General features: G+C 59.3%; 13 protein-coding genes and 1 tRNA gene. 5 read left to right on the top strand and 9 right to left on the bottom strand.

Features of this window, described 5'->3' with window-relative positions; all coding sequences use genetic code 11:
- The first annotated feature begins 47 nt into the window (after positions 1–47).
- The gene (locus ACORLH_RS01085; protein WP_321830774.1) at positions 48–689 is read left to right on the top strand and encodes a hypothetical protein; all 642 of its coding nucleotides are present in this window, start codon (positions 48–50) and stop codon (positions 687–689) included.
- On the opposite strand, the gene ACORLH_RS01080 is transcribed toward ACORLH_RS01085, so the two are convergent.
- From ACORLH_RS01080 to hutI, 6 genes are all read right to left on the bottom strand, one after another.
- Positions 686–2,821: an ATP-binding protein gene (locus tag ACORLH_RS01080; protein ID WP_321830773.1), complete on the bottom strand. Its 2,136-nt coding sequence runs from the start codon at positions 2,819–2,821 to the stop codon at positions 686–688. The two genes, ACORLH_RS01085 and ACORLH_RS01080, sit on opposite strands and share 4 nt — an antisense overlap.
- Before the next feature lie 459 nt (positions 2,822–3,280).
- Positions 3,281–4,864 carry a BCCT family transporter gene (locus ACORLH_RS01075; protein ID WP_321830772.1) on the bottom strand — a complete coding sequence of 528 codons (1,584 nt, stop codon included), beginning with the start codon at positions 4,862–4,864 and terminating at the stop codon, positions 3,281–3,283.
- Positions 4,865–5,105: 241 nt separating this feature from the next.
- Entirely contained in the window at positions 5,106–6,779 is a 1,674-nt protein-coding gene (hutU, locus tag ACORLH_RS01070) for a urocanate hydratase (RefSeq protein WP_321832750.1), read from the bottom strand.
- On the bottom strand, positions 6,779–7,591 hold the full coding sequence (hutG, locus tag ACORLH_RS01065; protein ID WP_321830771.1) for an N-formylglutamate deformylase: 813 nt from the start codon (positions 7,589–7,591) through the stop codon (positions 6,779–6,781). The genes hutU and hutG overlap by 1 nt, the downstream gene beginning before the upstream one ends.
- Complete coding sequence (hutH, locus tag ACORLH_RS01060; protein ID WP_321830770.1) at positions 7,591–9,126, bottom strand: histidine ammonia-lyase; 1,536 nt, start codon at positions 9,124–9,126, stop codon at positions 7,591–7,593. The genes hutG and hutH overlap by 1 nt, the downstream gene beginning before the upstream one ends.
- Positions 9,123–10,331, bottom strand: a complete 1,209-nt coding sequence (gene hutI, locus ACORLH_RS01055) for an imidazolonepropionase (RefSeq protein WP_321830769.1) — start codon at positions 10,329–10,331, stop codon at positions 9,123–9,125. Before hutI ends, hutH begins: the two co-directional genes overlap by 4 nt.
- Positions 10,332–10,411: 80 nt before the next feature.
- Between hutI and ACORLH_RS01050 the strand changes: the two genes are divergently transcribed.
- Positions 10,412–11,773 carry a formimidoylglutamate deiminase gene (locus ACORLH_RS01050; protein WP_321830768.1) on the top strand — a complete coding sequence of 454 codons (1,362 nt, stop codon included), beginning with the start codon at positions 10,412–10,414 and terminating at the stop codon, positions 11,771–11,773.
- Positions 11,774–11,790: 17 nt separating this feature from the next.
- On the opposite strand, the gene ACORLH_RS01045 is transcribed toward ACORLH_RS01050, so the two are convergent.
- A tRNA-Pro gene (locus tag ACORLH_RS01045) sits at positions 11,791–11,867 on the bottom strand.
- Positions 11,868–12,177: 310 nt separating this feature from the next.
- On the opposite strand from ACORLH_RS01045, the gene ACORLH_RS01040 reads away from it, so the two are divergent.
- The 3 genes from ACORLH_RS01040 to ACORLH_RS01030 all read left to right on the top strand — a co-directional run bounded on the left by ACORLH_RS01040 (position 12,178) and on the right by ACORLH_RS01030 (position 18,912).
- The gene (locus ACORLH_RS01040; RefSeq protein ID WP_321830767.1) at positions 12,178–14,328 is read left to right on the top strand and encodes an ATP-binding protein; all 2,151 of its coding nucleotides are present in this window, start codon (positions 12,178–12,180) and stop codon (positions 14,326–14,328) included.
- 164 nt (positions 14,329–14,492) lie between these two features.
- The gene (locus ACORLH_RS01035; protein WP_321830766.1) at positions 14,493–16,703 is read left to right on the top strand and encodes a hybrid sensor histidine kinase/response regulator; all 2,211 of its coding nucleotides are present in this window, start codon (positions 14,493–14,495) and stop codon (positions 16,701–16,703) included.
- A gap of 67 nt (positions 16,704–16,770) precedes the next feature.
- A complete protein-coding gene (locus ACORLH_RS01030; RefSeq protein WP_321830765.1) occupies positions 16,771–18,912 on the top strand; it encodes an ATP-binding protein in 2,142 nt (713 codons plus the stop codon).
- An 86-nt stretch (positions 18,913–18,998) separates the two neighbouring features.
- Here the strand turns inward: ACORLH_RS01030 and leuB are convergent, their stop codons facing one another.
- Positions 18,999–20,102: a 3-isopropylmalate dehydrogenase gene (gene leuB, locus ACORLH_RS01025; protein WP_321830764.1), complete on the bottom strand. Its 1,104-nt coding sequence runs from the start codon at positions 20,100–20,102 to the stop codon at positions 18,999–19,001.
- 57 nt (positions 20,103–20,159) lie between these two features.
- Positions 20,160–21,059, bottom strand: a complete 900-nt coding sequence (locus ACORLH_RS01020) for a LysR family transcriptional regulator (protein WP_321830763.1) — start codon at positions 21,057–21,059, stop codon at positions 20,160–20,162.
- Positions 21,060–21,121 lie beyond the last annotated feature (62 nt).

The raw sequence follows: 21,121 nt of genomic DNA, 5'->3' as shown, positions 1-21,121 counted from the left end.
TGGCCTGCCCCGTTGCAGCGCAGGCCTTGATGCCTCTATGTGGGGATATGGCGAACCCAGATATCCTCATCCAGCCGCTTGGCGCTGACCTCGCGCCGGCGGCCTTTGATTTAGCGACCTCGGTCTTTGTGGCGGGCAGTACCCTGCATCAGGCGCTTGGCATCACGCTGGAGGCCTATCGCACCTATTTGCAGGACGGGTTTCAACAGATGGTGCAGGAGGGCCTGTCCGTTGTCGCGCAGGACAAAAAGACGGGTGGGGTGCTTGGTTGTCTGATCGTCACCGATTTCCACGCGCATCTGAAACCGACGCCACCGCAGGACGCAGCATTTGCCCCGCTTGCCGCTTTAACCGCAGCACTGGTTGCTAAATACCGCACCCAACGCAGCATCGACTCGGGGCAGGTAATCTTGGTGGATATGGGCGCGGTCAGCCCCGCAGCCCGGGGGGTGGGATTGTATAAAGCCATGCGTCAGGCGGCCCATCAGCGGGCCCAAACCCGCGGCTTCACCCATGTCGTTGGGGAGCTGTCATCTGCAGCAACGCAGGCCTATGTGCTGGGCCACTTGGGTCATCAAAATATCGCTGAGGTGCCGTTCCAGAGCTTCGAACACAACGGAACGCACCCGTTTGCCACAATTACAGACCCGGCGTGTCTGGTTCTGGCCGAGGGGCGCCTGACCGATTAAGCCGCGTCAGACTCCCCGGTGTTTACGTTTTGAAGCAGCTTTTCACGCAGCTCCGCCAGTTCCACCGGCTTGATCAACGTGTCATCCATACCCGCCGCCCGGCATGCCTCATGTTTGCCCTGAATGGCATCCGCAGTAAGCGCCACAATCGGGGTGGGGGTCAGATCCTCACGCTGCTCCTGCGCGCGGATTGCGGCGGTCAGCTCAAACCCATCCATAATCGGCATGAAGCAATCCGACAGCACCAGATCGTAGCTGTTCTGACGCCAGAGATCCAAACCCTCATGACCATTGGCCGCCATGTCATATTCCACGCCCAACAGCTCCAGCTGCTTGGCCAGCACGGCCTGATTGATCATGTTGTCTTCGACGGCAAGGATTCGCAGCCGCTGATCCAGCGGGGCAACCCGGCTCGGGAGGTTGGTTTTGGGCTCCGCCTCGTCGTGATCGTCTTGCGTCATTTCCTCAATGCCGCTCACCAAATCAGACACAAGGATCGGACGCACTTGAACCATATAGGTGTCTTTATTGACGCGGCCGTAACGCGCCGCCCGCGACACGCCAAAGACCACAAATCGCGCACCCGGCAATGCGGCCCGCAAGAAAGACATCGTGACCTCGTCTTCGTCCAGATCAGACTGTGTTAGCAGAAACACTGGGCGCTCAACCAACCGCCCAGCCGCCAATGCCTCTTCGCGTGTATAGACGTACTCGGCCTCGACTCCCTTGCGATCAAAAAATTCTCGCAGGTACTTTTCGGCAGCATCAATGATTGCAGACAGACAAATTACATGACGCCCTTGCAGGTCTGCATGGGTTGGGGGGCCCTCTGCAGTCACAACAGGCAAGGTCACTACAAACTCAGATCCTTCGCCTTCCTTACTTTTGACCTCGATTTTCCCACCCATTAGCGTCACCAGATTGAGCGTAATCACCAACCCCAGCCCGGTGCCTTCAACCTGGCGCTTCGCGGGTGCCTCGCCTTGCGAGAAAGGTTCAAACATCTCTGCCTGAAAGGCGTCACTCATGCCGATGCCATTGTCGCGGAAGGTGAAACGTATGTTGCCGGCTTCATCCAGATCCGAAATCATCCATACGACACCGTCACGACCCGTCAGACGTTTGGCGGAATACTTCACGGCATTGCTGAGCAGGTTCAGCAGAACCTGCCGCAAACGGCCCGAGTCAGAGACGATCCAATTGGGCATATCGGGATGGATGAAATGGCGGATCCGCACCTGATTTTCGTCAGACATCACCCGCAGGGTCTGCGCCGCCCCTTCAATCACCGGGATCAGCTCCATCCGGGAATTGGCCACATCCATTTTGCCCGCCTCGATCTTGGAGGCATCCAGAATGTCATCAATGATCCGCAACAGGGACAGGGCAGAGTTTCGGATGGTCCCGACCAGCGGTCGTTGTTTGGCTTTCAGCCCTTCCGCTTCCAACACCTCCAGCATGCCGATCATGCCATTCATCGGCGTCCGGATTTCGTGGCTCATGTTGGCCAGAAACTCCCCCTTGGCTTTCGCAGCCTGCCGGGCATTGTCAATCGCGTGTAGTAGGCCGTTGGTCAGCTTGCGGTTGAGATAGCCAAAATAGAGCATCTGCGCGATCAACATCGCGACCGTGGTCATACGAATTCCGAATTCAATACCGGCCAGTTCTGCAGGTGGCGGTAATTCAGCAGGCGAGTGCAGGCCGAAAAAATCCATCGACAGCACAAAAATTACGACCCCCACACAGATCGACGACATCGCAAGTTGGGTGCGCCGCTCTGCAAGAGAGGAAAACAATAGAAACGGCATCGCCAACAGCCAGAAGCCGGAAATTTCAACTTCGATATGCAAACCAAAGTCGTAAGCGTCCCTCAGCAAATTGTAACACAGTACATTCAGCCAAATCAGGCGGCCAATATAGTGGTAGCGCGTGAATAGAACGCCAAGAACACAGAGCGATGGCAGGGTAGAGATGGTGACATTATAGACATTGGGCCACGCACCTTGGTACGAAAAATAAAGCACCCATGGCAGCAACAATAGGACGTTGCAGAAGGCAACGAACCTGCTGAAGTACAGGCTGCGGCGCAGATCGCTTTCTCTAACGCTGTCTTCATCAAGATAGTCTTGCATCAAACGCTCCGGCCCTTGTGGGGGATACTGACCTATACTCACACAAACTTGCCAAAGGGCCGCAGCCCCCATCAGACGCAGCGCTTTCAATTTTCGGGCCAGACTATGAGGCAGCGAATTTCTGAACTGACGTTGCGCAAGCAAGAAACTGGCGCATTAGACCCTTGGCTCAGGCAGTTCAACCTATACCAAGTTGGGTCCCCATACCCCCCTACGGTCAATATCCGTAAAGGCGGCAGCGCTTCGCAATCGCTTGCCCCCACCCTAAACAACTGAAAGTAAAGCTGTCTAGCTATTGGTACCGCAAGAAATGCGTGCCCGCCGAGGGGGACACTGTGCCCCAGGTGTGGGCGCTGAATGTCGGGTCTGGGATCTGGGCACGACATGTAAGCCGAGACGTGAAAAGGGCGGCGTCCCCCATCTGAGTGACGCCGCCCTTCTTAGCCGATTCGGTTTGCCTTACTTCTGCCGGTCAGACAGCAGCCCCTTGAACAGGGAGATGCACATCAGAATCAGCACGATCGCAAAGGGGAAGCCAGTGGCAATTGCCGCCGCTTGCAGCGCTGCCAGTCCGCCGCCCAGCAACAGGGCGATGGCAATGGCCCCTTCCAGCACGCACCAGAATACACGCTGTGCCGTGGGCGCGTCGGTTTTGCCACCCGCGGTGATCGAATCGATCACCAGTGAGCCCGAGTCGGACGAAGTAACAAAGAACACGATGACCAAGACAATTCCGATGAAGGACAGCAGACCAGAGAGCGGGAAGCTTTCGAACATGACAAACATCTTCAATTCCAAGCCAGCGGCCGATACCGCCTCACCTGCGCCGGACATGACCTGATCCAATGCTGCGCCGCCAAAGACCGACATCCACAGCGCCCCAACGATGGTCGGGATGATCAGCACGCAGATCACAAACTCCCGAATGGTACGGCCGCGGGACACCCGCGCAATGAACATGCCCACAAAGGGTGACCAGGAAATCCACCAGGCCCAGTAGAAGGCCGTCCAGCCCTGCATGAAGTTGGTGTCTTCCCGTCCGATCACGCCGGACAGCGCTGGAAGGTTCACAACATAAGACCCGATGTTGCTGAAGAACCCGGTCAGAATGGCAAGGGTTGGTCCAACGATCAGCACCAGGATCAACAGGGCCGCTGCCAGCACCATGTTGACCTCGGACAGGCGTTTCACCCCTTTTTCCAGACCGGCCACCACCGAAACCAAGGCAAAGGCGGTGATCAGCACGATCAGCAGCACCTTGCTGCCATCTGAGATGCCGAAGCCAAACAGGTGGTTCAATCCGGCCAGCGCCTGTTCTGCGCCAAGCCCCAAGGATGTTGCCAGACCAAAGATCGTTGCAAAAACGGCCAAGACGTCGATGACATGGCCAACTGGGCCCCAGGTTGCCTCACCAAAGATAGGATAGAAGACCGATCGCATGGTCAGCGGCAGGCCCTTGTTATAGCCAAAATAGGCCAGCGCCAGCGCCACAACCGCATAGATCGCCCAGGGGTGCAGACCCCAGTGGAAAATCGTCGCCGCCATCGCCAGCGATTTGGCCGCCTCGGGATCATTGGCCGCAGCGCCCAGCGGCGCCCAGTCGGTGCGCACCCCGCCGTCACCAAGCGCAGTACCCCCAAGCGACGTCCCATAGTGCGAGATCGGCTCGGCCACACCCCAGAACACCAGACCAATGCCCATGCCCGCGGCAAACAGCATCGCAAACCATCCGGCATAGGAATAATCAGGTTTGGCATCGTCACCCCCCAATCGGATACGGCCAAAGGGGGTCACGATCAGCAGCAGGCTGAACACCACAAAGATGTTGCCCGCCAACATAAAGACCCAATCAAACTGACTGGTCAGCGCAGGCCGCAACCAGCCAAAAAACGTCCCCGCTTGTTCCTGAAACACCAACGTAAAAAACACAAAAGCAAGGATCGTCAGGCCTGAGACAGCAAACACTGGATTGTGGATGTCTAGGCCGAAAATCTGGACGTTGTCTTGACCGACTTCATAGTCGGTATCGGTATCGTCTGACATATCTTCCTCCCATTTTATAATATAGATCCACGGTATTTTGGGAGGTTTGGCTCAACCGCTCTATTCCGACAACTTCGCATGGAAAAACGTCGGAAACGACAGGTGGCCCCTGTAAATATTGGTAGTTTGGCGCGGCAAACTCATCGCCAAAAAACAAACCGGCCCCCAAGATGAGGGCCGGAAGCTGCGCATTTCATCGCGCTAGATACGCATTCGTATGGTTTGACTGTTGGTCAGCCGGTCAGCTGCCAAGGATCCCCGGCAGGCGTAGCCCATGCTGGCGCGCGCAGTCCTTGGCGCTATCATACCCAGCGTCTGCATGACGCCAAACGCCTGAAGCCGGATCATTCCACAAAACCCGCTCCAACCGCTTGGCCGCATCATCCGTGCCGTCGGCGCAGATCACCACGCCGGAATGCTGTGAAAAGCCCATGCCAACGCCACCACCGTGGTGCAGCGACACCCAGGTGGCGCCCGAGGCGGTGTTGACCAGCGCATTCAGCAACGGCCAGTCCGACACCGCGTCAGACCCATCCATCATCGCCTCAGTCTCACGGTTGGGGGAGGCAACCGAACCCGAATCCAGATGATCCCGGCCGATCACCACAGGCGCTTTCAATTCTCCGTTTTTGACCATCTCATTGAAGGCCAAGCCAAGGCGATGACGATCGCCCAGACCCACCCAGCAGATCCGCGCCGGCAGCCCCTGAAAGGCAATACGCTCCCGCGCCATATCCAGCCAATTGTGCAGGTGCTTGTTGTCTGGCAACAGCTCTTTGACCTTCTGGTCAGTCTTGTAGATGTCTTCCGGGTCCCCCGACAGGGCCGCCCAACGGAACGGACCAATTCCGCGGCAAAAGAGCGGGCGAATATAGGCCGGCACAAAGCCCGGGAAGGCAAAGGCATTTTCCAGCCCTTCCTCAAGCGCCATCTGGCGGATGTTGTTGCCATAATCGACCGTCGGAACGCCATCGTTGTGGAAGGCAACCATCGCCGCCACCTGCACCTTCATCGAGGCACGCGCGGCGCGCTCCACCTCTTTCGGGGCGGTTTCGATTTTGGCGCGCCATTCGGCAACGCTCCAGCCCTGTGGCAGGTAGCCATTTACAGGATCATGCGCACTGGTCTGGTCAGTCACGATATCGGGGCGGATGCCGCGCTTGTGAATTTCGGGGAAGATATCGGCGGCGTTGCCAATCAGGGCAACCGATTTGGCTTCCCCCGCTTTGGTCCAACGCTCAATCATCTCCAGCGCTTCATCAAGGCTATGGGTCTTCTCATCCACATAGCGGGTGCGCAGACGGAAATCGGCGGACTTCTCATCACATTCCACCGCCAGACAGCAGGCCCCGGCCATCACCGCCGCCAAGGGCTGGGCGCCGCCCATGCCCCCCAGACCGCCGGTCAAGATCCAGCGCCCTTTCAGGTCACCGCCATAATGCTGGCGCCCGGCCTCCATGAAGGTTTCATAGGTGCCCTGCACGATGCCCTGACTACCAATGTAGATCCATGAGCCGGCTGTCATCTGGCCGTACATCGCCAGACCTTTCTTATCGAGCTCATTGAAGTGATCCCAATTCGCCCAATGCGGCACGAGGTTTGAGTTTGCGATCAAAACGCGCGGCGCGTCTTTGTGGGTTTTTACAATGGCCACGGGTTTGCCGGATTGCACCACCAAGGTCTCATCCGCCTCCAGCTGTTTCAGGCTGTCCACGATCAGGTCGAAATCCTGCCAAGTGCGCGCGGCGCGACCAATGCCGCCGTACACCACCAACTCATGCGGGTTTTCAGCCACATCGGGATGCAGGTTGTTCATCAGCATCCGCAAGGGTGCCTCAGTCAGCCAGCTTTTGGTGGTCAATGTGGTGCCGGTGGGTGGGTAAACATCCCGGCTGTTTTTACGTGGGTCGGTCATCATGCGCTCCCTTCGGAAGTAATGGCGCCCGAGAGGGCAAGGGTTGTGAGGTGGTCCAACATCTTCTGCAGCTGCGGACGCAGGTCCGCCGCACGGGACGGATCCCAGGCCCAGGGCGCGGCCTCTTGCATGTAGCCGCGTTGGGCGATTTCCATCTGGATGGCGTGGATGCTCTGGGCCGGTTGACCGTAATGGCGGGTGGTCCAGCCGCCTTTGAAACGGCCGTTCAGCACCGCAGGTCTGCCGGAGGCCCGGGCGATGTCATCCACCGCGGCCTCTACTGCGGGCGCGCAGGTGGTGCCCAGATTGGTGCCGGTGTTGAAAATGGGCAGTTCACCCTCAAACAGAAACGGGATGTTTGACCGGATGGAGTGGCAATCAAACAGGATCGCAACGCCATGTTTGGCGCGCACCCGGTCCAACTCGGCCGCCAAGGCATCGTGGTAAGGCGCGTGGTAGGCCAATCGCCGCGCTTCAACCTCATCGGCCGAAGGCTCCTGCCCCGCGTGCCAGATCGGCTGCCCGTCAAAATCGGTCAGCGGCACCAGCGTTGTGGTGTTCTGACCGGGATAGAGCGACACGCCAGTCGGGTCGCGGTTGGCGTCGATGACATAGCGATGCACATGTGACCGCACCACCGTCGCGCCGGGCAGCAGCCCCTCATAGAGCTGCACGATATGCCAATCCGTATCCGCCAGCTGCGTGCCATTGGGGTTCAGGCGCCCCGCAATCGCCTCCGGCACCTCGGTGCCGCCATGCGGCTGGCCCAGTACAATTGGGCCATCGCCCCGAATGACGTCAAACACCTGCATCAGCCCATCTCCGGCAGTTCTGCCGTCAGCCCGTCCAGCAAGGCCCCGTCTGCTACCAGCGCTTTGGCCGCCTCAAGGTCCGGCGCCATGTAGCGGTCCTCTTCCAGTCGGGTCACATCCTGACGCAGCCGGGTCAGCACCAGTTGCAGCACCGGACTGGTCTGCAGCGGCGCGCGGAATTCCACGCCACGCGCGGCGCAAAGCAGTTCGACCCCCAGGATGTAATTCAGGTTTTCAGCCATCTGCATCAGACGACGCGCACCATGGGCGGCCATGGAAACGTGATCTTCCTGGTTGGCCGAGGTCGGCGTGCTGTCGGTCACGCAGGGGTTTGCAAGGTGCTTGTTTTCACTCATCAAAGCGGCGGTCGTCACCTCAGCGATCATCAGGCCCGAATTGAGACCCGGATCCGGCGTCAGGAAAGGCGGCAGATCAAAACTCAGGGTTGGGTCAACCATCAGCGCGATGCGTCGTTGGCTGATCGCACCAATCTCAGAGGTGGCCAGCGCAATCATATCCGCAGCGAACCCAACCGGTTCCGCATGGAAGTTGCCACCAGAAACGATCAAACCGGCGTCGGTCAGCACCAGCGGATTGTCCGTGGCGGCATTGGCCTCAATCAGCAGGGTCTGGGCGGCTTGGCGCAGCACATCCAGCGCCGCGCCGGTGACTTGCGGCTGACAGCGGATGCAATAGGGATCCTGCACCCGGGTGTCATCATCCCGATGGCTTTCGCGGATTTCCGATCCGTCCAGAATGGCCCGCATCGCCTCAGCGGCCTCGATCTGGCCGCGATGTCCGCGCAGGCTATGGATTTCAGGCTGCAGCGGCGCTGTGGATCCCATGATCGCATCCGTCGACAGCGAGGACACCACCAGTGCATTGCGCGCCGCGCGCCAGATCTCAAACAGACCGGCAAGACCGTAGGCGGTGGAAAACTGGGTGCCGTTGATAAAGGCCAGCCCTTCCTTGGGGCCCAGTTCAATCGGCTGCAACCCGGCCCGCGCCAGCGCCTCGGCACCGGGCAGCACCTCACCCTGATATTCGGCCTCCCCCTCACCGATCACAACGGCGGTCATATTTGACAACGGGGCCAGATCCCCGGACGCGCCAACGGATCCTTTGGCCGGGACGACGGGTGTCACCCCCTTAGCCAGCATATCCTGCATCAGCTCAATCAGGGCCCAGCGCACGCCGGATGCGCCCCGCCCGAAGCTCAACAGTTTAAGCGACATCATCAGCCGCACCATCCGGCGCGGCATCGCCTCACCCACGCCGCAGCAATGGCTGAGGATCAGGTTGCGCTGCAGGGTGGCGGTGTCCTCAGGCGCGATCTTCATGCTGGCCAGTTTGCCAAACCCGGTGTTGACCCCATAAACCGGCGCCTCCCCGGCGGCGGCTGCGGCAATGCGGTCAGCGGCAGCCTCAATCGCCGGGCGACAGCTATCGTCCAGACAAATTGCCGCCTCGGTGCGATAAATCTCTTCAAGCTGCGTCAGGTTGACCTGACCGGGTGTAAGGGTGAGTGGGATCACGCTTGACCTCCAAAGATACGTTTGTAGAGCGGGTTAAACCCGATGCGATAAGACAGTTCGGCGGGGTGGCTGACATCCCAGATCGCCAGATCAGCGCGTTTGCCCGCGGCGATCACACCCCGGTCTGACAGACCAAGCGCACGCGCCGCGTGGCAGGTGACGCCCGCCAGCGCTTCGGCCGGGGGCAGGCGAAACAGGGTGCAGCCCATGTTCATCGTCAGCAACAGCGACGTCAGCGGTGAGGACCCGGGATTGCAATCCGTGGCCAGCGCCATGGGCACCTTATGGGTGCGCAGCAGTTCCACCGGCGGTTTTTGTGTTTCCCGCAACGTGTAGAAGGCCCCCGGCAGGATCACCGCAATGGTCCCCGCCTGCGCCATGGCCCGCACCCCGGCCTCATCCAGATATTCAATATGATCAGCAGAAAGCGCCCCGTAAGAGGCCGCAAGCTTGGCGCCCCCCAGATTGGACAGCTGTTCGGCATGCAGCTTAACCGGCAGCCCCAAGGATTTGGCGGCCTCAAACACCCGCGCGATCTGATCCGGCTGGAAGGCAATACCTTCGCAGAAGCCATCCACCGCATCGACCAGACCTTCCTGATGCGCGGCGATCAGCGTGGGGATGACAACCTCATCAATATAAGCATCATCGCGCCCCTTATATTCCGGCGGCGTGGCATGGGCCCCCAGATAGGTGGTCTTGACCGTGATGTCCCGACGCTTGCCGATCTCTCGCGCGGCCCGCAGCATCGTCAGCTCGGCCTCACGTTCCAGCCCGTAGCCCGATTTGATCTCAAGCGTTGTCAGCCCTTCGGAGATCAGCGCATCCACCCGTGGCAAGGCGCTGATGACCAGCTCCACGAAGGCGGCCTGCCGCGTGGCCTTCACTGTTGAATTGATGCCGCCGCCAGCGCGGGCGATTTCCTCATAACCGGCCCCGTTCAGGCGCATCTCAAATTCCTGGGCACGGTCGCCGCCGAACACCACATGGGTGTGGCAATCAATCAAGCCCGGTGTCACCAGCCGACCTGCAAGATCCTCCACCGCAGCGCCTGCATATTGCGCGGGCAGATCCTGTTCGGCCCCGACCCATTCGATCTGCCCGTCAGACAGAACCAGCGCGCCCGCATCGATCATCCCATAGCCCGAGGCGCCCTCATTGATCGTCGCAATCTTGGCGTTTCGAAGGATCAGTTTTGGACTCATGTCAGCCATTCCAAAGTTGCGTGAAGCGATTTTTTAGGTATAGGTCTAAAAATTAAATGTCTATACAAAAAGAGATCAACATGAAGGTTTACGCCAATCAGGTACTTTGCGGGCAGCAGTGGCTTTCCAACTGCTGCGTCACCTTTGTTGATGGCATCATCACCGGCATCGAAGAGAACGCCGCTGCCAGCGATGCGGACCACAACGTCGATGTGTTGCTGCCAGCGCTGGCCAATCTGCACAGCCACAGTTTTCAACGCGCAATGGCCGGCATGACCGAGGTGCGCGCGGCGGGCAAAGACAGTTTCTGGACCTGGCGCGATCTGATGTACCGGTTTCTGGATCATCTGACGCCCGACCATGTTGAAGCGATCGCGGCCCTGGTTTTCATGGAGATGCAGGAAGCGGGCTATGCTGCGGTGGGTGAGTTTCACTATGTCCACCACCAAACCGGCGGGCGCCCCTACGATCAGCTGGCTGAGCTGAGCAACCGGATCTACGCCGCCGCCCATCAGACCGGCATTGGGCTGACGCATTTACCGGTTCTTTACAGCTACGGCGGTGTTGATCAGCAACCACTGGCAGGCGGTCAGCTGCGGTTCGGTAATGATGTCACGCGCTATCTGGATCTGGTTGAGGCCTGCAAAACCAACCTGACCCACCTGCCGCCTGACGCACGGGTTGGCATCGCCCCGCATTCCCTGCGCGCCACAAGTCCCGGCGACCTTACCCAGGTTCTGAAGGCCACGCCGAACGGGCCGGTGCACATCCATATCGCGGAGCAACAGAAAGAGGTCGCGGATGTCACCGCAAAGCTGGGCCAACGTCCGGTCGCCTGGCTGCTGGACAACGCCGAGGTCAATGAACGCTGGTGCCTGATCCACGCGACCCATATGACGGATTCAGAAACCATCGCCATGGCAGAAAGCGGCGCGGTGGCTGGCCTCTGCCCCATTACCGAGGCCAATCTGGGCGATGGCCCGTTCAACGGGCCGGTGTTTTTGGAACACGGCGGGCGCTTTGGGGTCGGCTCAGACTCAAACGTTCGGATCGCATTGGGCGAAGAGATGCGAAGCCTGGAATACTCCCAACGTCTGCGCGACATGGCGCGCAATGTGATGATCACGGGCGAAGGTTCGGTCGGCACATCGCTCTACCTGAATGCAGCGCGGGGCGGTGCGCAGGCGCTGGATCGTCAGGCAGGCACAATCGCGCTGGGGCAACTGGCCGATCTGGTCGCCATTGATAGCAACCACCCAACGCTATGCGCCTTGCAGGGCGATCAACTGCTGGACGGTCTGTGTTTCGCCGCACCTGAGGGTATTGTTACCGACACCTGGTCCGCCGGTCGCCACATGGTTCAGGCAGGCCGCCACGTGGACCGCGAGGCCATCCTGCGCCGCTACCGCGCAACAATTGCAGACCTGCTGCAACGCATCTGATGTGTGAAGAAATAAAGTGGTCGGAGTGAGAGGATTCGAACCTCCGGCCCCTGCCTCCCGAAGACAGTGCTCTACCAGGCTGAGCTACACTCCGACTCCGAATCGCGGTCTGTCTTGGAGCAGGTTTCGGGCGCCTGCCAACACGCGTTTCGTTGGGTGCAGGCTCTATCCAGCATTCCCTACATATTGTCAACCATCGCCAGTGACAATTTCGAGGCGCTTCCATGGCTTGGAAAAGCACACAGGTTTTGCCAATAAAACAGGAGGTGACACACAGGTTGCATCCGGAAATGCGGTAAATCACCTGCATCAGGCCGCGCATTTTACCCGTGCTAAAAAAGGAGTCCGCCTTTACAGCACATCCTGATACCCTATCCTAAAGTGGTAAGTTTTCAGAGGATAAAGTGCACGCTGACCAACCAGATATCCCCTTTGCCAAAGAGGAGTTGCAGCAGCGACTGCAGACGTTTCGGTTTACCATCTGGTTACAGCTTGCCCTGCTTGTCCCGTGGTCGATTTTCCTCTTGTTGGATGGCGATACCGCACGGCTGAGCTTTATGGCCCTGTTATTGGCCATCTCCGGCCTTGTGATGCTCCTCCTGCGGCAAGGGTATCACTACGTGGCCCGGGTGTTCTGGATCATCACGATTGGGGTGATTTTCCTCATCACCTCTCATATCTTTGGGGCCAACACCAGTGCGGAGCTGAGTGGCTTTATGCTGCTTGGCCTGCCGTTGTTGGTGTTCTCCTGGCAGGATGAATTTCGCACTGCACTATGGCTTTCCTGCCTGTCCCTGGTGCTGTGTACACTGATCTTTGCTCATGATGTGCTGCCTTTGCGTGGAATGTTCTTCCCGATCCAGGATCACACCCCCAGCGATATCACTGCCAATATTCTGATGGTCCGCCTATCCGTCGCCGTGCTGCTGATTGCCCAGATCTGGCACTTCAGTCGCCGCAGCTACATTGCCCAGCGCGGTGCCCGGCTGGCGCGCGAGAAGGCCCTGGGGGCGACCCGCGCCAAAGGTGATTTCCTGGCCAATATGAGCCACGAAATCCGCACCCCGATGAACGGGATCGTCGGGATGATTGAGATTTTGGAAACCATGCACCTCAGCATCAGCCAAAGCCGCGCGGTGGGCACGATCCGCAGCTCGGCCTTTGCGCTGCTGGGGATCATCGATGATATTCTGGATGCCTCCAAGATTGAGGCAGGCAAACTGTCTATCGAGCCGAGTGATTGTGAGCTGCAGCCGCTTGTGGAACAAACCGCCCTCACGCTGCAGCCTTTGTCGGATGAGCTGAACGTGCGGTTGCACCTGCTGATCCATCCGAAACTGCCCGAGTGGGTCGAAACCGATGCCGGACGGCTGCGTCAGGTGCTGCTGAACCTTTTGTCCAACGCCATCAAATATTCCGCCACCAAGCTGACCCAGCGCACCGGCAGCGTGCGGTTTCATGTGGAACCCGGCGCCAAGGAAACCGTGATCTTCACCATCTCCGACAATGGCATCGGGATGAGTGAGGCCGTGCAGCGCGAGCTGTTTCAGCCCTTTGCCTCTGGCGAGTCATTCTCACGCAAACAGGTTGGGGGCACGGGTCTGGGTCTGGCCATCACACATGAGCTGGTCACCCTGATGAACGGCAAGATCGTCATCCGCAGCACCGAAGGGCGCGGCACAAAGATCACGGTCATCCTGCCCCTACCCACCGCCCGTGGCCCCAAGGTGCGGCCCACGATCGCCGGCTGCAATACATATCTTGTCGCGCCGCAGACCCAGTATGAACGCCAGCTTTATCACACCCGCATCGCTGAGGCGGGGGGCCATCTGGAGTTTGTAGAAGATCCGACGCTGTTCTTGGAAATGCTGGAGGGCCCGAAGCCACATCCAATCTTCCTTCTGTCGCCAGCCGCGCGTTCCAACCACCCGGACCTGCGCGAACGCATTGCCGCCAAAATCCCGGATGCCCGGTTCCTGATCCTATCCTCAGTCCGGCATGCAGACTTTGGCCAGCTTGATCCGCGCGCCTTTCAGATCCAGACGCATCCCACCATGGCAACCGACCTCTATCGTGCTTTGGGACAGCTCTCTGGCGCCATCCCCACCCTTGCGCCGGTTGAGGCCGCACCGCGCGCCACCGTCCGGGAAAACGCCCAACGAAGCATCGATTTCGCCAACAAATGTGTCTTGGTGGTGGAAGACAACGCAATCAATCAGACCGTCCTGTCCTCGCAGCTGGAGCAGCTGAACATCGACCATGCCGTTGTGTCCAACGGGCTTGAGGGCATCAGGTCCTGGCAGTCCGGCCTCTATGATGTGATTTTGACCGACTGCCATATGCCGGTGATGGATGGCTTTGAAATGGTGGGGCGCATTCGCGAAACCGAGGCGCAGCTAGATGCCCGGCCGACCCCGATTATCGCCATCACCGCAAATGCGCAGTCCAGCGAAGCCAAACGCTGTATTGAGGCCGGGATGAGCGCCTTTCTGGCCAAACCCTTTGAGCTGCAGCAGTTGCGCCGCACGTTGGCGCACGCACTCGATCTGGACTGATCCGGCGCGGCCGAACAGCCCGTCCGCCGATACATCACACAACCTTTACCAGATCAAACCGGTGCCTCACAGGCGCAGGTATAGCGATTTGACTCCTGCCGAAGGGTCGGGAACAGTAATATAGTCAAACCCGAATACAGCAGAGGATCGCCGACGCACCCCCTATGAACCAGGCAGACATAAGATCAATTATCCGCGACCGTGACGTTGCCCGTCGGGCGCAGCTGGCCCGCGTCGCCGTTGTGATTACAAGTGCGATCTGCCTGCTCTGGATGGTTGTTTTTCTGGCGCTCGGGGATACCAGTTCCGCCCTGGCAACATCCTTTGCAGCCTGGCCCACATGGGCGGCCTTTGGGCTTTATATGCTGGGGCTGCACAGATTGGCGCGGGCGTTTTGGCTGATCACCTTCCCGGCCACCTGCCTGCTGGCAACGCTTTACTACAGCACCAATATCAACCCCGAGCTGGTCTTCCTCAGCATCATCGGCGTGCCCTTCCTGTTCTATTCCTGGGACGCGGAGAAGCGGCAGCTTTGGGGCATGGTTGCCTATCAGTTTGTGCTGACCGTTATTGCGTTGGGGTTTGACCGATTCGGCGATCCCAGTTGGTTTCCCACCGGGCTGTCATCGTCGCTGATGGATCCCACCACAATCGATTGGGGCGTTCGGATGACAGTGGCCAGCGTGCTGCTGGTCGAGCTGACATACTTTGCCTATCTCACCCAGCGTTCAGCCAGTGAGACAGAAAAAGCGCTGGAAGATGCCCATGCCGCCGCCAAGTCCCGCGGTGAGTTTCTGGCCAATATGAGCCATGAAATCCGCACCCCAATGAACGGGCTGATCGGCATGATCGAAGTGCTGGAAACCATGGATGATGACCGCAAACATGAGCGTTCCATCGGCATGATCCGCAATTCGGCCTTTTCGCTGCTGCGCATTCTGGATGACATTCTGGATGCCAGCCAGATCGACGCCGGCAAGCTGAAGGTTGAGCGCACCAAAGTGGAATTGCGCCCCCTTGCCGAAGGGGCGGCGCAGACCCTACAGACCATGGCGAACAGTCTGGATGTTGAGATGCGCATGCTGGTCGATCCAACATTGCCGGAATGGATCTGGGCCGACTCGGGCCGGTTGCGGCAGGTCTTGCTGAACCTTCTCAGCAACGCCGTGAAATATTCCGCCAAACGCCTCACCGGGCGCCGTGGCCGGGTGTTTTTGCACGTCACCTATTGCCCCGATGGCGGGCTGTGCCTTGAGGTGCGCGACAACGGCACCGGGATGAGCGCCGAGGTCATGGCCGATCTGTTCCAGCCCTTCGCCGCTGGCGAAACCGCTTCGCGCCGGGTTGTTGGCGGGACCGGTCTGGGTCTGGCGATCACCCGCTCGCTGGTGGAGTTGATGGAGGGGGAGATTCAGGTCGAACCGCGTGAGACCGGCGGCACCCGGGTTTCGGTCAACTTGCCGATGGAGGCCGCCGACGGACCGCAGAACCAACCCAGCCTGAAGGGGCTGCAGGTGGTGTGTTTCGATCTACTGGACGAAGAAGTGCGCACCGGCATGGATGAAATCCTGAAAGGCGGGGGCGCGGATCTGCATTTCGTCAGCACCATTTCCGACCTGAAGGATCTGCTGCCACTGGACGGGCCGCCGCCGATCTTCATGCTGCCAACCCCGGATGAGGCAGAGGCGGACCGGCTACAAAACGGCATCGAAGATTATGTGCCTGACGCCCGCATCATCCGCTTCAGCGCCTCACGCGCTGCGCGGTATGGGTTGCAGAATGAACGGGTCTATCTGATCCAGATTTTCCCGATGATGGGCAGTGAGTTGTTCCGCGCCCTAGCCGGGCTTGGGGGCACCCTGCCCAAATCCGAAGCCAAGCCAAATCCGGCCCCCGATCTGGATGCAGAAAGCCTGCCCCGCGCAGCGATTGAACGTCAGACGCAAACCCATCACGACCCGCCTAAAACAGCCCCATCCGCGGCAAACGCCCGGCTGTTGGTGGTGGAAGACAATGAGATCAACCGGCAGGTCCTCAGCAAACAGTTGGAGATTTTGGGCTACACCCATGATCTGACCGAACATGGTCAGGAGGGTTTGGAGGCCTGGCAGCGGGATCGCTACGATCTGATCCTGACCGATTGCCAGATGCCCTTGATGGATGGCTTCGAAATGACCCGCCACATTCGCGTGGCCGAAGCCGACACAGGCGCCCCCCGGATCCCGATAATTGCGATCACTGCCAATGCCTTGAAGGGCGAGGCCGAGCGCTGTCTGGCGATGGGAATGGATGACTACCTGTCCAAGCCCGTGGAAATGGAGAACTTGCGCCGCAAGCTGGAATTGCACCTTTCTAAAGGCGACGGAGCGGCCTAAACTTCCCCTATTACGACCCCACCCATCCACGCTTTTCTGCCGGACTATCGCCCACAAAGGCCATTCAATGACGTCACCGCCCAATTCTCCGGTCCTCACGCGCGATCTGGTCCGCCGGATCAAAGCCGCCTATGTGGCCGTGGGATTGTCGATCTTTGCCGGTGTGCCTTGGCTGATCTATTTCCTGTGGAACGGGATGTATGTCTCGGTCGTCTACACGCTGATTTCCCTCGCCCCTTACTTCGTGATCGTGTTGCTGTTCTGGCGCGGATACCATTATCTGGGCCGGGTGTTTTGGCTGTTGGTGGCCTCTTTCGTAAGCTTCTTAACCGCCCTTGCCGGTGGTGATTACACCAGCCCCGAAGTCTACTTCTTTGCGCTCTTGGCCTTCCCGTTTCTGGTGTTTTCCTGGGAACGCGAACGGCGCACGATGATTGTGGTCGGTGCCTATCTGATTGTGCTGGCGCTGCTGGCGCTTGGGTCTGATTTTCTAGGGCTGTCTGAGCTGTTGCTGCCCAATCTGCCCAGCCAGCCGCAGGCCAACTCCGCCGCGCAAAACGCCCAGACCGATTTCTTCATTCGGATGACCGTGGCCATCATCCTGATGGCTGAGCTGGGGTATTTTGCCTATCTCACCCGACAATCGAACACCGAAGCCGCCAATGCCCTGATCCAGGCCCAACAGGCCAGCCGCGCCAAGGGCGAGTTTCTGGCCAATATGAGCCATGAAATCCGCACCCCGATGAACGGGCTGATCGGTATGTTGGAAGTGTTGGAAAGCATGGGGGTGGATGAACGTCAGGCCCCAACCGTTGGCACCATCCGCAATTCGGCCTTTTCGCTGCTGCGTATCATCGACGACATTCTAGATGCCTCCAAGATTGAGGCCGGAAAACTGGATGTTGAGCTGAACCGGACCGAGCTTTTGCCGGTGATCGAAGGGGTTGCGCAGACCTTGCGGCCGCTGGCCGATGATTCCGACGTTCGGCTGCGGCTGTTCATTGATCCACGCATTCCGCCTTGGGTGGTCTCCGACTCCGGTCGTTTGCGTCAGATCCTCCTGAACCTTGCCAGCAACGCCATCAAGTTTTCCTCACGCCGGCTGACCAATCGCGATGGTGAGGTGTTTTTCCGGGTGACCAAGGTTGGCGACAACCGGGTTGAATTCCGCCTGTCCGACAACGGCATCGGCATGAACGACTCGATGAAACAGCGCCTGTTCCAACCCTTTAGCCAGGCTGAGGGTGCCTCCAAGATGCATATCTCGGGCACTGGGCTGGGGCTGGTGATCACCAAAAACCTGGTGGAGCTGCTGGGCGGCAAGATCAGCGTCGACAGCCAGCCCGGAATCGGCACTGAAATCACTGTCACCCTGCCGCTGCGCAAGGCCGACGGCCCCAGCCGCCTGCCCGACATCACAGATACTGAAATCGTCTGTTTCTCGCTCAGCGATATCAACATCGATGACGGGCTGCGCAAAATGCTGCAGCGGAGCGGCGCCAAGATCGATTTTGTAAACTCGGTGGAACAGTTGAGCCGGCTCAAGTTCGCGCAGACCCCTATCATTATCCTGCCCACCGACGACGTGGTGCTGGGCAATGAGGTCCAGCGTACCGTTGAACGGATGCTGCCCGGCACCAAGTTCCTGCGGTTCACCTCAGATCGCTCTGCCCGCTACGGGCTGAACCATCCCGACAGCTATCTGGTACAAATTTTCCCCTTGATGCTGTCGGATCTACTGCTGGCCATCGCCACCCTGACGGGCCGCCAAACCGTTGAGGAACCCTCCCCAACGCAGGCCCCCGTTGAACCGGCGCCAGAGGCCGCTGGCACAACCCGGATCCTTGTGGTTGAGGACAATGAAATCAACCAGGTTGTTCTGAGTAAGCAATTGGAAATACTAGGCTTTCCACATGACATCGCCAGCAACGGCGCTGAAGGCCTGAAGCGTTGGCGGTCAGGCGATTTCCATCTGGTGCTGACCGATTGTCACATGCCGATCATGGATGGATTTGAACTGACGGCTGAGATCCGGGAAACCGAAAAATCGCTGCAAATGCCGCCCACCCCGATCATCGCCATCACCGCCAACGCGCTTGAGGGTGAGGCAGAGCGGTGCCTGCAGGCGGGCATGGACGGCTATCTGGCGAAACCGATTGAGTTGAACGCATTGCGCCAGAAGCTCATCGAGGTGATGGCCAGCAGTTGACGCTACCAGCGTTTCAAACACCGCGTGAACGCAAAACACCCGCCCCTTTGCAGGGACGGGTGTAATTCTTTCAGATCAGCGATGGATCAGAGGCTGGCGTCCAGCGCCGCAACCACTGCGTCGCCCATGCCCGAGGTGCTGACCGGGGTCACGCCTTCCTCACCCAACAGATCCGCGGTGCGCACACCGTCCGCCAGAACCTGCTCAACCGCGGCTTCCAGGCGATCGGCTTCAGCACCTTGATCAAAGGAGTAGCGCAGCGCCATCGAGAAGCTGAGGATACAAGCGATCGGGTTGGCTTTGCCTTCGCCGGCGATATCCGGCGCCGAACCGTGTACCGGCTCATACAGTGCTTTCGGACGGCCATTGGCCATCGGTGCACCAAGGCTGGCCGAGGGCAGCATGCCCAGCGAACCGGTCAGCATCGCGGCGGCGTCAGACAGCAGGTCACCAAACAGGTTGTCGGTCACGATCACATCGAACTGTTTGGGCCAGCGGCACAGCTGCATCGCACCGGCGTCGGCATACATATGCGACAGCTCAACCTCGGGGTAGTCTTTCGCCACCTCGGTCACAACTTCACGCCACAGAATGCCCGATTCCATCACGTTGGCTTTTTCCATCGAGCAGAGTTTTTTGCCGCGACGCATCGCCAGTTCAAACGCCGAACGGGCCACACGATCGATCTCGGACTCGGTGTAGCGCTGGGTGTTGATGCCAACACGTTCGTTGCCCTCTTCGATGATGCCGCGCGGCTCACCAAAGTAGATGCCCGAGGTCAGTTCGCGCACGATCATGATGTCGAGGCCCGCGACCACATCTTTCTTCAGGGATGAGAAATCGGCCAGCGCGTCAAAACACTGCGCCGGACGCAGGTTCGAATACAGGTCCATTTCCTTGCGCAGGCGCAGCAGGCCCCGCTCGGGCTTCACAGAGAAGTCCAGTTCGTCGTATTTCGGGCCGCCAACGGCCCCCAGCAGAACCGCGTCCACCGACTGGGCCTGCTCCATGGTTTCGTCGGTCAGAGGGGTGCCATGCGCGTCATAAGAGGCGCCGCCAACCAGGCCTTCGCTCACGTCAAATGACAGGTCACGCTTGGCGCCGAACCAGTCAATGATCTTGCGCACTTCTGCCATGACTTCGGGGCCAATGCCGTCACCGGGCAGGATAAGAAGCGAAGGGTTGGTCATATTGCTTTTCCTCGGTTTTATCTGTTGCCAAACGCCTACCCGTTAAGGCGAAAATGGTCAAGAAATGAAGGGCCTCAAGCCGCTTTCAAGTGCCTGCCAAACCGTGGAAATACGGGGGATATTGCGCAGCGCCTGTGGTGTGGCCAGCCAGACCGGCAAAGCGGGCACCTCAAGACCCAGATCCAGCCGCCGCACGTCCGGGGTTTGATCGATCAGCCAGCGCTGGCCAAAGCCGATTCCGCAGCCCGATTTGATCAGCTCCCAATAGGTGTTTTGCGCATCACAACGGGTGGAAAACCAATCGCGGGTCGCAGGCCAGCCCAGATCCCGCATGCCACGCAGGATCAGCTCACTTTGATCATAGCCCACCAGCGCATGATCCTGATCCAACAGATCCTGCGGCTGATGCGGCATTGGCCTGTCCTGCAGGTAACTCTCCGCCGCACAAACTGCCATCTGCAGGTCCCCCAGCTTGCGCGTGACCACCTCCAGCTGGGTGGGGCGATACATCCGGATCGCGATGTCTGCTTCCCGAAACAGCAGATTGTCACTGCTGTCGCTGGCGGTCAGATCCAGCGTAGTCTCAGGATGATGCCGGCGCAGCTGACCCAGGATCGGCGGCAGGATCTGTTGTGCCACCACCTCGCTCGCGGCGATCCGCACAGGGCCGCGGGCTTCGGTGTCCCGACCTGCCACGGTCAGGGCGATCTCACTCATCGCTTCCTGCATACGCCGCGCGGCGGGCAACATCGTGCGCCCGGCCTCTGACAGGGCCAGCCCACGCGGCTGCCGTAGGAACAGCGTCACGCCCAGATCCTGTTCTATCTGCTTCATCTGCCGGCCCAATGTCGGCTGACTGACCCGCAACTGCCGCGCCGCCGCCGAAAGCGACCCCGCCTCGGCCACAGCCAGGAAATTGCGCACAAGGGTCCAGTCGAGGTGGGTCAAGTTATCCATTCATTCATGAATACATGAGATCCAAACTTAGGCAATTTTTTAAGATCAAAATCCGCGCGAAA

Origin of the sequence: Thalassovita sp. (assembly GCF_963691685.1) — a bacterium.
GTDB lineage: Bacteria > Pseudomonadota > Alphaproteobacteria > Rhodobacterales > Rhodobacteraceae > Thalassobius.
The sequence above is the reverse complement of the archived record's forward strand: the minus strand, read 5'-3'. Positions and strand labels throughout refer to the sequence as shown.

Bases quoted from the DNA above. Each gene is read 5' to 3' on its own strand.
- ACORLH_RS01085 (WP_321830774.1), top strand. From the start codon at position 48: ATGGCGAACCCAGATATCCTCATCCAGCCGCTTGGCGCTGACCTCGCG.
- ACORLH_RS01080 (WP_321830773.1), bottom strand. From the start codon at position 2,821: ATGCAAGACTATCTTGATGAAGACAGCGTTAGAGAAAGCGATCTGCGC.
- ACORLH_RS01075 (WP_321830772.1), bottom strand. From the start codon at position 4,864: ATGTCAGACGATACCGATACCGACTATGAAGTCGGTCAAGACAACGTC.
- hutU (WP_321832750.1), bottom strand. From the start codon at position 6,779: ATGACCGACCCACGTAAAAACAGCCGGGATGTTTACCCACCCACCGGC.
- hutG (WP_321830771.1), bottom strand. From the start codon at position 7,591: ATGCAGGTGTTTGACGTCATTCGGGGCGATGGCCCAATTGTACTGGGC.
- hutI (WP_321830769.1), bottom strand. From the start codon at position 10,331: ATGAGTCCAAAACTGATCCTTCGAAACGCCAAGATTGCGACGATCAAT.
- ACORLH_RS01050 (WP_321830768.1), top strand. From the start codon at position 10,412: ATGAAGGTTTACGCCAATCAGGTACTTTGCGGGCAGCAGTGGCTTTCC.
- ACORLH_RS01035 (WP_321830766.1), top strand. From the start codon at position 14,493: ATGAACCAGGCAGACATAAGATCAATTATCCGCGACCGTGACGTTGCC.
- ACORLH_RS01030 (WP_321830765.1), top strand. From the start codon at position 16,771: ATGACGTCACCGCCCAATTCTCCGGTCCTCACGCGCGATCTGGTCCGC.
- leuB (WP_321830764.1), bottom strand. From the start codon at position 20,102: ATGACCAACCCTTCGCTTCTTATCCTGCCCGGTGACGGCATTGGCCCC.
- ACORLH_RS01020 (WP_321830763.1), bottom strand. From the start codon at position 21,059: ATGGATAACTTGACCCACCTCGACTGGACCCTTGTGCGCAATTTCCTG.